This window comes from Propionicimonas sp., from assembly GCF_034927565.1.
In the GTDB taxonomy this organism is placed as follows: domain Bacteria; phylum Actinomycetota; class Actinomycetes; order Propionibacteriales; family Propionibacteriaceae; genus Propionicimonas.
On record NZ_JAYFPT010000018.1, the window covers coordinates 1 to 14,360 of the forward strand.

The window sequence follows — 14,360 nt, forward strand, 5'->3', positions numbered from 1 at the left end:
ACGTGGGCCAGGTCCGGCGGCAGGATCGACAGGTTCGCCTCGGCCCGGATGGTGGCGAACGAGTGCCGGTAGATCTCGGCGCCGTCGGTGAGGTACTCGTAGGTCACCGACGCCGGTCCCGGGGTGGCTGGCCGTGACAGCAGGGCTGTCCTGGCGTCCCCGGGCTCCTGCTCGCGACGCTGGGAATCTCCGCCGGCCGGTCCGCGACTGTCGCCCTCGTGGGAACGATCGTCCGAAGGCTGATGCCCAGTGCATGCGGTGGTCATTGCTTCATCCAGTGGTAGTCGCGCGGAGTGACCATGACGGTGGCTCCGCGTCCAGTCGGCAGGTAGCAGGTGGCGGAGGAGCCGATCACGACCAGGGAGTTCATGTTGACCCAGGCCGGGTCGAAGTCGGCCAGGGTCGCGGTGGTGACCTTCTGGCCCGGACGGCAGGCCTCCTCGACGACGGCCACCGGGGTGGTGGGTGGCCGGTGGGCGTCGAAGATCTCCAGTGCCCGCGGCAGGTGCATCAGCCGGGTACGGCTGCGCGGGTTGTAGAGCACGGTGACCAGGTCGGCCTCGGCGGCGGCCTGCAGCCGCTTCTCGATGTTCTCCCAGCTGGTGTGCAGGTCGGAGAGCGAGATGGTGGCGTGGTCGTGGCCCAACGGCGCCCCCAGGATCGCCGACACCGCCAGGCTGGCGGTGACCCCCGGGATGATCTCGACGTCGATCCCTTCGGTGCCCTGTTCCAGGGTGGGGGAGGCCATCGCGTAGATCGCCGGATCGCCCGAGCAGACCAGCGCGACAGTGCGGCCCTCGCGGGCCTTGGCGATCGCCAGCGCGGTGCGGGCCTCCTCGGTGCCCATCCCGGAGGAGTGCACCTCGGTGCCGGGCCGGATCAGGTCGGTGACCTGGTCGACGTACGGCTGGTAGCCCACCACCACGGCGGCGTTACGGATCGCGTCCTGGGCGCGCGGGGTGGTGAGGTCGCGGGAGCCCGGGCCCAGCCCGACTACCCGGAGTTTGCCGAGGGCGGGGAGCCGTCCGAGCGCGCAGGTGGCCTCGGGGGTCTTCTGCTTGGGCACGATCAGGTCGGCCCCACAGGCCAGCACCGCAGCCTCGGCAACGCTCGGGGTGCCGACCGCCTGCTGGGCGTGGGGGCTGGGGTTGGGGACCTCGAAGCCCGCCAGGGTGCCGGCAGCGAAGGTTCGGAAGGGGACGTGGAGCTCAGTGGCCAAGGCGATCAGCCCGGCCTCGTCCGCCTTGGCCTCCACCGAGGCGATCGCAGCCAGCGACTCGATCGCCAGGCCGGCCCCGTCCAGCGTCCGCTCCAGAAGCTCCCGGAGCGAAGCCGCGCTGGTCCCGCGATTGCAGCCCATCCCGGCAGTCAGGGACGGTGGCCGCAGCGTGACAGTGGGAAGGAGACCATGGCTGAGGTCCTCCGCGGCAGCGGACGAGTCGCGACGCTTCGTCCCCACCTCGTCGGAAACGACGATCCGTGCCGCCGGGCGAGCATCGCCACCGACATCCTCCGGGCCACCCGTGTGATCCCCGCTACTCACTTGGTCCCAGCCGCCCACGTCATCCCCGCGAAGGCGGGGATCTCCATCTTCGCGCACGTCGTTCCTGCCTTCGCGGGAATGACGTAAGGGCGCTTCGGCGACGTTGGACGGCAACGGCGGGAGCGGCCACGGCTGGCTGCGGACAAGCTCGACCGGGTGCCCGTCCAGGATCGCCCGGGTGACCTCGGCGACATCGCCGGTGTGGGGCCAGCCGAGAGTGTCCAGCGCCGGGATGCCGACCGAGTCGGTGGCGGTGGTGAGCACGGCAGTGGCGTCCAGGCCTTCGGCGAGCCGGGTGGCCAGGGCGTTCGCGCCGCCGGCATGCCCGCCGACCAGTGGGACGACGAACCGTCCGGCCTCGTCGATCACCACCACGCCGGGGTCGGTCTTCTTGGATTCCAGCAGGGGAGCGATGATCCGGGTGGTCGCGCCCAGCGCCAGGTGGCTAATGATCAGGTCGCACTCGCCCCACGCCTGCGGCAGGCCAGTCTTCGCACCGTCGGTGTAGCGCCTGGTCGAGGCGCCGAGGACAGCATCGATCAGGTCGGCCCGGGCCAGACTGGCCGCCCCGGAGATCACCTGGCCGATAACCGGCTGGTTGGTGCGGAAGCGGTCCGAGCCTTCCTGTCCGGCCGACTTCGGTCCACCTGGGCCGGGGGACGGTTCCTCGTCCCGCCTGCCGGTAACCGGCATTGCGAACAGAACGTCAGGCGCCGGCCCGGCGATGGTGCCCGGCCAGGGCGCGTCGTCGGCGGACGGCGGCCGGTCGAGAATCAGCACCACATTGGGTTCGCCCGGCTCGGTGACCACGGCCTCGTCGGCGGTCAGTACCCGGACCTGCTCGTCCGGCTCGCCCAGGCGCTCGGCCAGGACATACCAGCGCTCCAGCCCGGCCAGCCCTGCGGCGAGTTCGCGGATCCCGTTCTCGGCGGAGGTGAAGACCGCCACCTTGCCGGTTGCCCGGGCCAGGTCGAGAGCGGGCTGCAGCGGACGGCCGTGGACGCTGACCACCGCGGCGTCGTCCCAGGGCAGCCCGACGGCGGCGAAAGCCGCGGCGATCGAGGAGACCGCCGGCACCACTGCCGGGCGAAAGCCTGCTGCGCGCAGCGAGCGGACCACCCCGAAGAACAGCGGGTCACCGCTGGCGACGACGACCACCTCTGCCGAGGCGGGCAACTCCCGCACCTGCTCCACCGCGGCCCGCAGCGCGCCCAGGGTGATCCGGCGCTCGGGCTCGACCTCCAGCGCGTCCAGGTGCCGGCGCCCGCCGACCACCCGGTCCGCACCGGCGGCGGCTTCGCGCAGCTGCGGGCTCGGAGCGCCGAGCAGGCCGTGGACGGTGATCATCGCTGCTCCTGCTCGGTGGGAGGGTCCCCAGCCTCGGTGGTGGTGCCAGCCGGGGTGGCGGCGGATACGACGGCGGCAGCAGGGCCGGCCGTGGGCGCGGTCGCTGAGTCGATGTCGCGATTCTGCGGGTCGATGCTGGCGGGAGCCGGATTCCGGGGCGTCTCGGGTATCGAGGTGCGATTTCCCGACAGCTCTCCCGCGCCGGCGGTCGGGGAGCCAGCCGTGGTCGCGGCAGGGTCGGCGGGGTCGGCCGTGGGCGCGGTCGCGGAGTCGATGTCGTGATTCTGCAGGTCGATGCTGGTGGGGGCCGGATTTCGGGGCGTCTCGGGCATCGAGGTGCAGTTTCCCGACAGCTCTCCCGCGCCTGAGGTTGAGGAGCTGGCCCTGGCGGGGGTGGCAGCCGCCGCAGTCGCTGTGCGATGGGCAGCCCTGGGCGCGCGGTGGATGGTGTCCGCGGCCGGCACCGGCGCCTCGCCCTCGGCCTTGCGGTACTCGTGGCGGAAGCCCGGATGATAGAGATGACTACGGGTTTCACCTTGCGCGCCGAGCGCCGGGCCGACCAGGACCACGGTGTGCTTCCACAGCTTGTGCTCGGCCATGGTGGCCGAGAGTTCGTCCAGCCGGCAGCGCAGCATCAGCTCGTCCGGCCAGGTCACCCGGAAGCCAATGATGCACGGGGTCTCGGCGGGGTAGCCGCCCGCCAGCAGCTCGGTCTGCAACACCTTGTTGCGGGCTGCCGAGAGGTACAACGCCATGGTCGCGCCATGGGCAGCGAAGCCGCGGACGGTCTCCCGGGCCGGCATCGGCGTCCGGCCACCCTCCAGCCGGGTCAGGATCAGGGTCTGGGAGACCTCGGGGACGGTGATCTCGGCATCCATCCGGGCTGCGGCGGCGGAGAACGCCGACACCCCCGGAATGGTGCGGTGCGGGATGCCGATCCGGTCGCAGAGCCTGCGCTGCTCGGCGGTCGCGCCATAGATCGACGGGTCGCCGGTGTGCACCCGCGCCACCAGCAGCCCCTCGTCCCTGGCCCGTCGGTACAGCGGCTCGATGCCCTCCAGCGGCAGGCTGGCTGAGTCGACCACCTCGGCGCCGGGTTTCACCCCGGCGACGATGCCCGGGTCCACCAGGCTGGAAGCCCAGATCACGATGTCGGCCTCGGCGATCACCGTCGCCCCGCGCACGGTGATCAGGTCGGGCGAGCCGGGGCCGGCGCCGACGAACACCACCTCGCCGCTCACAGCGGGGTCCTCGCGGCGTTGTTCGGAGGAGTGCAGCGGAGAAGAACTTCGTGGGGAGTGCTCACAGCCGGCCCCCGGTCGCGGTGCGGGCCGGGGCGACCAGCAGGGTGGAGAAGTACGGGGCCGCATCGGCTTCGATCGCCTCCAGCGGCACCAACTCCTCCTCGGCCAGGCCCAGGTTCGTCCCCAGTACCCCGACGGCTCCCGGACGGCGGTGTCGGACCAGGTCGAGGACGGCGGGCAGATGGCGTCCGCCCTTGTAGGCGACCACGGTGTCGGAGCGGTCGAGCGCCTCGGCCAGCTGCTCCAGGCCGGCGGTCACCGGCACCAGGGTGAGTACCTCCTGCGCCTCCACGAGCGGGATCCGGCTGGCGGCGGCCAGCGCCTGCATGGCGGTGATTCCGGGGATCACGCTCACCTGCAGGTCGGGCACCGTGGCCCGGACGTGGTCGGCCAGGTAGGAGAAGGTCGAGTACACGCTGGGGTCGCCGACGGTGGCGAAGGCGACGCTGCGGGCACCGGCGGCGAAGGCGTCTTCGGCGGCTTTCGCCGCCGCCTCCCACGAGCTGCGGCGTTTGGCCCCCACGCCCTTGCGCTGCGCCATGCTGAACGGCACCCGGCATATCCGGGCTGCTGCCTGCGGGCAGGCAGCCAGCACCACCTGCTCGGCCCGGCCCACCTCGCCGGCGCCGGTGTCGGTCTCGGGAACCAGCACCACCTCGGCGGTCCGCAATGCCTGGGCGGCCTTCACCGTGATCAGGTCGGGGTCGCCGGGGCCCACGCCGACGCCGACCAGCCTCGGAGCAGGGTGTGTCACGGCAGCCTCCTCAGGTAGCGCGCCCGGTGGTCTTCGCCCAGCGGCAACGGAGAGTTCCTGGCTTCCGGATCGCTCCGGTCACAGTGGCGCGACCGCCCCGGAGTCTCACCGGAGTTCCTCGAACCGTTGCCGCGTCGGTAAGCCAGTCTGGCACACTCGACGACGGTATGTAGTACTCGCACGAAATCAGGTGACAAGGCATGACAGGGGTTGCTGCGGCAGGCCTGGGGATCGGCTGGCTGGCCGACCAGGCGTTCGGCGACCCCGCGCGCTACCACCCGGTGGCGGGCTTCGGGAAGCTGGCAACCGTCCTCGAACAGCGGCTCTACGCCGACGACCGGCGGGCCGGGGTGGTGTTCACGGCAACCCTGGTGGGTGGGGTCGCCGGGCTGGGCTGGTTGGCGCAGCGGGCCTGCCGCGGGCGTCCGGTGGCCCAGGCCGTCGTGACGGCCGCCGCCACCTGGGCGGTGTTGGGCGGACGGTCGCTGGCCCGGGAGGCGGAGATCATCTCCGACGCCCTCCAGGCCGGAGACCTGGCGGCTGCCCGGGCCCGGCTGCCGCACCTGGTCAGCCGGGACCCGTCCGGGCTGGACGCCGACCAGATCGCGCGCGCCACCCTGGAATCGGTGGCCGAGAACACCTCGGACGCTGTGGTGGCGCCGCTGTTCTGGGGCGCGGTCGCCGGCCTTCCGGGCCTGCTGGGCTACCGGGCGATCAACACCCTGGACGCGATGGTCGGCTACCGGAACCCGCGCTACCGCAACTTCGGCTGGTGCTCGGCCCGGCTGGACGACCTGGCGAACTGGCTACCGGCCCGGCTCGCCGGCGCCCTGGCCACCGGCCTGGCACCGCTGGTCGGCGGGAAGCCCGAGGACGCGCTGCGGGTCGTCGCCGACCAGGCCCCGGCCCACCCGAGCCCCAACGGCGGTGTGGTCGAAGGTGCCTTCGCCGGGGCTCTCGGCGTCACCCTGGGGGGCACCAACACCTACGGCGGGGTGACTGAGGACCGGGGCGAGTTGGGCACCGGCCCGGCACCCACCCCGTCCGATCTGGCCCGCGGCGTACGACTGGCCCATGCGGTCGGCCTCGGTTCGGCACTGCTCGGGATGGCGTTGGCCTGGCGGAGGCGGCGATGACCGTCCTGCTGCTCGGCGGTACCGGCGAGGCCCGCGCACTGGCCGGGCGGCTGGTCGAGGCCGGGGTGCCGGTGGTCAACTCGCTGGCGGGTGCGGTGGCGCCGACAACGCTGCCGCCCGGCGAGGTGCGGATCGGCGGTTTCGGCGGGACGGAGGGTCTGGCCGCCTACCTGCGCGAGCAGGCGATCGAGCGGGTGGTTGATGCCACCCATCCGTTCGCCGCCCGGATCACCGAGCACGCCGCCACTGCCTGCCAGGCGGTCGGGACACCGCTGTTACGGCTGTCCCGGCCCAGTTGGCTGGGCCGTCCGGACGCTGCCACGTGGCGCTGGGTGGCCGATCTGCCTGCTGCCCGGGTGGCCGCTGAAGAGCTCGGCAGCAGGGTGTTCCTCAGTGTCGGACGGCAGTCCGCCGAGCAGTTCACCGGCTGGACGGACCGCTACGTCCTGCTGCGGGTGGTGGAGCCGCCGGCGTTCCCCGTCCCGGACACCTGGGAGGTGCTGGCCGCGCGCGGCCCGTTCGACCTGGCCGCCGAGCGCGCCTTGCTGGCCGACCGGCGGATTGAGGTGTTGGTGACCAAGGACTCCGGGGGCCGCCACACTGCAGCCAAGCTCGACGCAGCCGCCGTGCTCGGCGTTCCGGTAGTGGTGGTGAAGCGTCCGCCGGACCCGGCAGGGGTGACGGTTGTCGAGTCGGTCGGTGAGGCGCTGGGCTGGGCGTTGGCGGGGCGGTAGGCCCGGCCTTCCAACTCGAAAAGACGCGGCATCGAACCTGGGGCGGTTCAGTGGTTCGTCGAGGCTCACGTGGGCTCGGACGAATCCTGCACTGCTGGTTCGGGCTGGGGCTCAGGTTTGGGCGTGGCAGCAGGTTTCCGTCTGGGCTGGGGCTGCTCGGGCTGGGCCGGTCTGGGTTGGGGCTGGTCGGCGTCAGGCTGGTCGGCCGCCGGCTGGTCGGCTTCGGGCTTGTCAGTCTCGGGCTTGCCGGCTGGTTGGGGCTGTGACCGGACCACCGCCTCAGGCTGCTGGTTGGCCGGCTGCACCCCGGTAGGGTCATCGATCGATGGCTCGTCCTCAGGCTGGACAGCGTGGGCCTCGGGCTGGTCGGCGACCGGGGGTAGCGACGGCGCAGCGACACACGTGGAGCTGCCGTCTTCCCCATTGCGGCAGTCGTCGGTCCTGACCTCGGACTCGGGTTCGACGATGATCGGTTCGGGCTCGGATCCCGCATCGGCGCCGCGAGCGCTGAACTCGTTGCTCGCTGTGTCGGACCCGTCACCGGCCGTGTCGGTGCCCTCGCCAGGCGTCCCAGGGGGGTCGGCAGTGATCGTGATCTCCACCGGCTCGGTGAGCTGCCCGTACTTGTCCTGGGCAAGGAAGTAGACCAGCCAGGTGCCTGCTGCCAGGCCCTGGAAACTCATCGTTCCGGACGTGCCTGGAGCGTACCTCCACTGCGTCGACGCCGGGTTTCCATCGGGGGTGCCGGCACTCGGCGGGTAGATGCCGATCCAGTTCTTGTCGTGGGGCACGTCAGTGCGCCAGCTGACCTCAAGCGGCTGGCCCACCGTCAGCTGGGTGGACGTGATGGTGAGCGCTGAGCCGGTCGGCTCCGTGGGCTCGGTCGGATCTGTCGGCGTGGGCGTGGGCGTCGGTGTCGGGGTCGGCGTTGGGGTGGGCGTAGGCGTTGGAGTGGGTGTGGGTGTGGGTGTGGGTGTGGGTGTGGGTGTCGGCGTTGGCGTGGGTGTCGGCGTTGGCGTGGGTGTCGGCGTTGGCGTGGGTGTCGGGGTCGGCGTGGGTGTCGGGGTCGGCGTCGGTGTCGGTGTGGGCGTCGGAGTCGCCGCTGGCTTCCCGTCCTTGTTGGTCGACGGGCTGGACGAGGACGTGTCCGGCGTCGTGTCGTCGGTGTCGGCGGTCGTGTCGTCAGTGGTGGTGTGGTCTGCCAACTGTGTGACGTCCCCGGGTGCCTCGGGAGCGGCCGGCGGCTGCGCAGGCGGTTGCGGATTGGCCGGCGGCTGCGGGGCGATGGTCGGGGCCACCACCTGGGTAGCGTTCTCGGTGGTGTGGTTGTTCCCGGCGAGCACACCAGGAAGCGTGACGGCCGCGGCGGTCACCGCTGCCGCTGTCACGGTGGCGACAATCACGCTGGCCACGGCGCGGCCGGGAACGGCCAGAGCCTGCTGGGCCACCTGCTTCAGAACGCTGCGGCCGGTCGCCCCGGCCGGGTTTGGAGCACCGGGCCCTCCGCCCGGCGTGCCCGCCGCGCTGGCCGCAAAGGCCGGGGTGGCAGCGCCCGTCGTCCACGCCACCAGGCCGGCAGCCGTACCACCGGCCAGCAGCGCCACCAGCCGCAACGAGGAGCCGATGTAGGCGATCCGGTGGGTGGCTCGCTCGCAACTCTCACAGCCGTCGAGGTGTGTGCGGACGCGGGCTTCCTGCTGCTCGCTGAGCGAACGCCGGACGTGGCCTCCAACATGTTCCAGCACCCACTGGCATTCGCCGCTCTTGCCGCGGGTGTCGACCTGGGCCTGCAGCCAGGCGCGGCTGAATGCCTCGCGGGCTCGCTTGCTGAGCGCGGCGGTGGCGTTCGGGCTGAGACCCAGTTCGGAGGCGACATCGGCCGCACGCCTTCCCTCGACCTCCGTCATCCACAACACGGACTGCCAGCGGTCGGGCAGGGTGGCGAAGGCGCTGGAGACCAGCTGGTGCTCCGACAGGCTGTCCTCGAAGGTGCCCAGAGCAGTCGCCTGCCGGGTGGAGGCGAACTCCAATTGCTCCGGCTCGGCCGGATCCTCCATGGACCTGCCGCCCCAGGTGGCTGCCACGTTGCGGACGACGGTGCGGGCGTAGGGCAGGAAGGCCTCGGTGGGCCCCTTGCCTTCACGCATCGCAGCCCAGATTCGGGTGAACGTCTCGGCGGCGAGGTCCTCAGGGTCGAAGCTGCGGGTGGTTGCGGCGGCGATCCGGACGACAGCGCCGTGGTGACGATGGAAGAGCGTCGCGAAGGCCTCGGTGTCACCGTCACGGCAGGATCGCAGCAGGACCTCGTCGCTGGGCGAGACCCGGGCGTGGTGCGCGATATGCGTACGCGTGCCCCTTCTGAGTGCCATGGCGCTGCTCTCCAACCGAAACGCCGTCCAGCCCTCGGGATGCTTCTGACGGCAAACAAACATCACGTCGGCCACGCAGCCGACAGCTCAAGGATAGGCGACGATGGTCGAAGGCCCGCTATCGGCGGAGGCGGACAGCGCTGCCGGTCCTTGAGCTGTCGGCCTTCGGTGACCCCGGCCGGAGGCGAGTCGGACGCGGGACTCAGCGGCTGCGCAGGGCGGTGAGGGCGGCGACGAAACGCGTGGCGGTGGCCGGCTCGGGCACCCTGACGCGGATCCAGTGCGGTGCCAGGCCGGGAAAGGACTCTCCCCGGCGGACGGCGAAGCCGGCTGCCGCCAGCGCCGGCCGGACCGAGGCCGGCCCACAGGCCGAGGTGTCGATCAGCAGGAACGGAGCCACCGAAGGCAGGCTGGGGAAACCGGCTGCCGCGAGGGCGGCGGCGAACCGAGCCCGTCCGGCAGCCAGGACGGCATGGCGACGGCGGCCCTCTGCCAGAGCGGTGGGTGTGCTGGTGGCGATCATGGCGGCCAGAGCCGGTGAGGACACCGACCACGGTGGCTGGGCAGCCTCAAGGTGGGCCACCAGGTCCGGATCGCCCACCACGTAGCCGACCCGCAGCCCTGCCAGGCCCCAGGTCTTGCTCAGCGACCGGAGCACCAGTCGTCCGGCCATCTCCGGTCCGATCAACGACTCGGCCTCGTCGGTGGCGTCCATGAACGCCTCGTCCACCACCAGCAGCCGGTCGCCGGCGGACGCCAGCAGTCCTGCCCGGGAGTGCAGCCACCCGGTCGGGTTGGTGGGGTTGCCGACGAACACCGCGTCCGCCCAGGTGGGCCACCCGCCCAGTGCTGGAACGGTGGCAGCGTCGACCGGCAGCAGCCAGCGCTGGACGGCGAGCCCGGCGGCGCGCAGGGCGGCCTCCGGCTCGGTGAACTGGGGGTGGACCACCATCGGGTGGGACGGCGCGAGGCCGCGCGCGATCAGGCCGAACGCCTCCGCGCCACCCGCGGTGGGCAGGACCATCGCCGGGTCGACCCCGTGACGATCGGCCAGTGCCTGCCGGGCGGTGCGGGCATCCGGGTAGACGCCCAGCGGTGGGGTGAGGCGTGCGATCTCGTCCGCCAGCCAGGGCGGCGGTTCGGGCACCATGACATTGACCGCCAGGTCGACCAGGCCAGGGGCCAGGTCACGGTCGCCGTGGTGGCGCAGATCGATGCCGTCCGCTGCGGTGCTGACCGGGCGGTGGTGATGACCACCTCGGGCGGCGAAGCTGCTGGCGGCCGCGGCGAAACGCTGCGCGACGTCCGGGTGCCCGGCCCAGTGCAGGTGCAGGTACGAGGCGTGCAGGGTGGGGTTCCCGGTGCCGGCAGGGTCGGCGGAGAAGCCCTCGGAGCGTCCGTCCCACTGCCAGGCCGGAGTGTCCCCGGACGGCGGCAGGGTCTGGGTGCGGTGGAACTCATGGCCGTTCACCGGCGTGCCCGCCGGCGCCAGCAGAGTGTCGGACGGTGCGGTGGCCACCCGGTAGCCCAGGCTCAGCCGGGGGGTCATCCGGGCCGTTGACGGCAGCGCTGCGACCATCGGGTGGCCGTCCAGGTGCTTGCCGAGGTACAGCTGGCCGGCGCACTCGGCGACCGTCGGCAGCCCATCGGCGATCGCGGCGGCCAGGTCGGCACGCAGCGCAGCGTTGCCGCCGAGCTCGGCGGCATGCACCTCGGGGAAGCCGCCGCCGGCATAGAGCGCGGCCAGCCCGGCAGGCAGGGCGGTGTCACGCAGCGGGTCGATCTCCACCACCCGGCAGCCCGCGGCCTCGAGCAACTCGGTGGTCTCGGCATAGCGGAAGGTGAAGGCGCGTCCGGCCAGCACCCCGACCAGCGGCGACCCCGTGACCGGGGTGACCACGTCCTGGGGACGCCAGGCCGTCGCGGCCAGGTCAGCGGCGGTGCCGGCGAGGTCGGCGACCGCAGCGAGGTCGACGTGGGCGGCCAGGTGCTCGGCGAGAGCGTCGATGGTGGCGGCGGACTCGCCTCGCTCGGCGGCAGGCACCAGGCCGAGGTGCCGGGACGGGGCGGCGATCCCGGCGTTACGCGGGACCAGGCCGAGGACGGGCATGCCCGCGGACTCGAACACCCGGGCGATCTCCGCGCCGTGCCGGGGGCTGGCCACCCGGTTGACGATCACCCCGGCGACCCTCAGCCGCGGGTCGAAATCGCGCAGGCCCAGGGCGGCAGCGGCCGCCGTCCGGGAGCTGCCTGCGGCGTCCACCACCAGCAGCACCGGGGTCTCCAGCAGCGTCGCGACGTGGGCGGTGGACCCGAAACCGTCACTGGCCAGGCGTCCGTCGAACAGGCCCATCACACCCTCGACGATCGCCAGGTCGGCCAGCTCCGGCTGGCCTGGCCGATGCGGAAGTGGACCCCCTTGCGGCAACCCCGGTGGGCCAAACCCCGATCGCTGGCTCGGCAGGTTGGAACGGGCTGGACTCACGGAGTCGCCCGGGTGGTTGACCGGGTCCCGGCGGGCCCGATCGGCGGGACCCGAGGCGGGGTTCGGAGTGGCGGTGACCGCGGCGGCCGGGTCGCGGTGGGGGCGGCCAGCGGCGGCCGGGTCGCAGTGGGGGTGACCGGAGGTGGCCGGGGCGGCTGAGTCTGGGCTCGTGGTGCTGGAGTGGCTCGTTGGGTCAGCCGGGTCGTGGTGGTGGCCGGCGGTGGCCGGCTGCGTCGCTCCGTGCAGGAACAGCCCCGGGATCAGCTCTTCACTGGTCAGGAAGGGGTCGAGATTGCGACCCGGGCGTCCGGTGGCCAGGGCGTGGTAGCCGGGGTCGATGAAGTCCGGGCCCACCTTGAACCCGGCGACGCTGCGGCCCTGGCCGGTGAGCGCGGCCATCAGGCCGGTGGCGATGGTGGTCTTGCCGGCCGAGGACGCCGCCGCGGCGACCACCAGGCGGGGAAGGGTCACCATTCGATCCCCGCCTGTCCCAACTGATTGGTGTCGAAGGGGTGCTTCAGCTTGGTCATCGCGGTCACAGTGGTGGCCAGGTCCAGCAACGGTTGCGGCGCCCGGCGTCCGGTGATCACCACGTGCTGGGTGCCCGGACGGCCGGCCAGCGTGGCCAGCACCTCGTCGAGGTCGAGCCAGCCGTAGACCAGCGGGTAGGTGAACTCATCCAGCACGTAGAAGTCGTGCTGCTGGCCGGCCAGTCGCCGCTGCACCTCGGCCCAGGCGGTGTTAGCCGCCTGCGCCTGTGCCTCGCGGTCGGAGCCCTTGCGGGTGGCGGTCCTGCCGGCGCCCACCGCCTGCCAGCTCACCGGGCCGCCCACGCCGGTCTCGGTGTGCAGCCGGTCGAGCACCTCGAAGGCCTCACGCTCGCCGCTGCGCCAGTCTGGCGACTTCACGAACTGGAACACGCCGATCGACCAGCCCTGGTGCCAGGCGCGCAGCGCGGTCCCGAAAGCGGCGGTGGATTTGCCTTTGCCGTCGCCGGTGTTGACGATCAACGCCGGACGCAGCCGGCGCAGCCGGGTGGTCAGGCCGTCATCCGGGGCTGGGCTGGCGTCGGTCATGCAGCGATTCTGCCGCAAGCTGTGGCCGGGACGCCGATCTCGGAATCTTCGCCACAGCGTGGCCGGGCGGCGCTGACAGCTCCGCCCAGCCACCATCATGTTGTGGCTCGCTGTCCAAGGACGGGAGCTCAGCCACAGTTTGTCGGGGGCGGTGCTGATGGTCTGGTGGGCCGTCGCGAAGCTGTGGCTCGCCGTCCGAAGACGGGAGGTCGGCCACAGTTTGTCGGGGCGGGGTCGATGGTCTGGTGGGCCGTCGCGAAGTTGTGGCTCGCCGTCCGAGGACGGGAGTTCAGCCACAGTTTGCCGGGGTGGCGCCGATCCTGTGGTGGGCCGTCGCGAAGCTGTGGCTCGCCGTCCGAGGACGGGAGGTCGGCCACAGTCTGTGGGGCGGGGAGAGGGCTGGGAACAACGCAGGTGCGTCTCCCGGCGAGTGGCGAGGCCTCCTCGCTGGTCCCAGGGCAGTACGGTGCCCGGCGTGTGTCCCCCCGGGGTGTGGCGAGGCGCATGCTTCGCCGCTGCCGGGCGGGCTACAGTCGGGCCGTGACCGGACAACTCAGCGCGGGCCTGCCCGACGACGCCTTCGCCAGCGACGGGCTGCTGACCAAACGGGTGCTCCGAGCCCATGCGCTGGCCTGCCTGGCACCGTCGGCTGGCGAACTGCTGTGGGACCTCGGGGCGGGCTCGGGGTCGATTGCCGTCGAGTGGTGCCGGCTGGACGGTTCCAACCGGGCGATCACCGTCGAGCGGAGACCCGACCGTGCTGAACGGATCCGGGAGAACGCCGCCCGCCACGGCGTCGCCGCCCAGATCCGCGTCGTTGAGGGCGATGTCGACACCGTTGTGGGCCGGCTGTCGTCCCCGCACGCGATCTTCGTCGGCGGGGGCGTCGGACAGGTCGTGCTCGAGCAGGGCTGGGCCGCGCTGCCGCGGGGCGGAAGGTTCGTCGTCCACAGCGTGACCATCGACTCCGACGCGCTGCTGCTGGACGCCGTCGGTCGCTGGGGAGGCGACCTGACGCGGATCGCGGTCGAGACCGCCGAACCGATCGGACGGTTCACCGGTTTCCGGCCGGCGCGCACGGTGACCGTGTGGGCTGCGGTGAAACTCTGAGGGCCGCCCGGAAACAGCCACTGCGTGGTGTTTCCCGGATCGGGCGCCTGGTCGCGTTGCCATGGCATGCCCCCGGCCCGGCAACAACCGGGCTGCGTCCATTTCCCGGCGCTTGGTGACCGAGGAGTGAGACGGCTGCGTCCGTCCCTGGCTGGACTCCCGCAGCCGCCCGGTGGCCGGGCGGATCAATGCTACGGTCTGTAGTAGAACTTCATACGAGGGAACGGGCCAAGGAAGTCGGGTGGGAATCCCGCACAAGGCCGTTGCTGTGATTCGCAGAGATCCCTGCCACACCAAGCCACTGGAGCACGCTCCGGGAAGGCGGCAGGGAGGGCATCCGTCCGGATGTGCGCGATCAGTCAGAAGACTTGCCCGTTCGCCCCACCTCGTGTGAAGGGTGTTCAACTCTGCGGCTCCCGGAGAATGAACCAGGGCGTTCCACCGGTGCGCCCGGCGTTCCAGCTTTGGTCCTCGAGTTGATCCCCTGCACAGTGCACATCGA

General features: G+C 72.1%; 8 protein-coding genes, 1 pseudogene and 2 riboswitches. Of the genes and pseudogenes, 3 read left to right on the forward strand and 6 right to left on the reverse strand.

The genetic code is table 11. The annotated features are described in order from the left end of the window. Positions 1-262: 262 nt before the first annotated feature. The 3 genes and pseudogenes from cobJ to cobI form a co-directional block, all read right to left on the reverse strand. Positions 263-2,890 (reverse strand): precorrin-3B C(17)-methyltransferase, encoded by a 2,628-nt coding sequence (gene cobJ, locus VB080_RS05320; protein ID WP_323417398.1) that lies wholly within the window; start codon positions 2,888-2,890, stop codon positions 263-265. A gap of 467 nt (positions 2,891-3,357) precedes the next feature. Then, a pseudogene (gene cobM, locus VB080_RS05325) lies at positions 3,358-4,167 on the reverse strand (precorrin-4 C(11)-methyltransferase); the annotation flags it as partial. 25 nt (positions 4,168-4,192) lie between these two features. Beyond that, a complete protein-coding gene (cobI, locus tag VB080_RS05330; protein ID WP_323417399.1) occupies positions 4,193-4,948 on the reverse strand; it encodes a precorrin-2 C(20)-methyltransferase in 756 nt (251 codons plus the stop codon). A 30-nt stretch (positions 4,949-4,978) separates the two neighbouring features. Then, positions 4,979-5,091: riboswitch (cobalamin riboswitch) on the reverse strand. A gap of 57 nt (positions 5,092-5,148) precedes the next feature. Between cobI and VB080_RS05335 the strand changes: the two genes are divergently transcribed. Both VB080_RS05335 and VB080_RS05340 read left to right on the forward strand, forming a co-directional pair. Further along, positions 5,149-6,084, forward strand: a complete 936-nt coding sequence (locus VB080_RS05335; protein ID WP_323417400.1) for a cobalamin biosynthesis protein — start codon at positions 5,149-5,151, stop codon at positions 6,082-6,084. Then, complete coding sequence (locus VB080_RS05340; protein ID WP_323417401.1) at positions 6,081-6,818, forward strand: cobalt-precorrin-6A reductase; 738 nt, start codon at positions 6,081-6,083, stop codon at positions 6,816-6,818. Before VB080_RS05335 ends, VB080_RS05340 begins: the two co-directional genes overlap by 4 nt. A gap of 65 nt (positions 6,819-6,883) precedes the next feature. Here VB080_RS05340 and VB080_RS05345 read toward each other — a convergent pair whose 3' ends face one another. The 3 genes from VB080_RS05345 to cobO form a co-directional block, all read right to left on the reverse strand. After that, positions 6,884-9,187 carry a sigma-70 family RNA polymerase sigma factor gene (locus tag VB080_RS05345; RefSeq protein WP_323417402.1) on the reverse strand — a complete coding sequence of 768 codons (2,304 nt, stop codon included), beginning with the start codon at positions 9,185-9,187 and terminating at the stop codon, positions 6,884-6,886. 202 nt (positions 9,188-9,389) lie between these two features. Further along, positions 9,390-12,143, reverse strand: a complete 2,754-nt coding sequence (locus VB080_RS05350; protein WP_416339604.1) for a cobyrinate a,c-diamide synthase — start codon at positions 12,141-12,143, stop codon at positions 9,390-9,392. Continuing rightward, positions 12,140-12,748, reverse strand: a complete 609-nt coding sequence (gene cobO / locus VB080_RS05355; protein ID WP_323417404.1) for a cob(I)yrinic acid a,c-diamide adenosyltransferase — start codon at positions 12,746-12,748, stop codon at positions 12,140-12,142. Before cobO ends, VB080_RS05350 begins: the two co-directional genes overlap by 4 nt. A 540-nt stretch (positions 12,749-13,288) precedes the next feature. On the opposite strand from cobO, the gene cbiT reads away from it, so the two are divergent. Then, positions 13,289-13,858, forward strand: a complete 570-nt coding sequence (gene cbiT, locus VB080_RS05360; RefSeq protein WP_323417405.1) for a precorrin-6Y C5,15-methyltransferase (decarboxylating) subunit CbiT — start codon at positions 13,289-13,291, stop codon at positions 13,856-13,858. 208 nt (positions 13,859-14,066) lie between these two features. Next, positions 14,067-14,249, forward strand: a riboswitch (cobalamin riboswitch). The last annotated feature ends 111 nt before the right edge of the window (positions 14,250-14,360 follow it).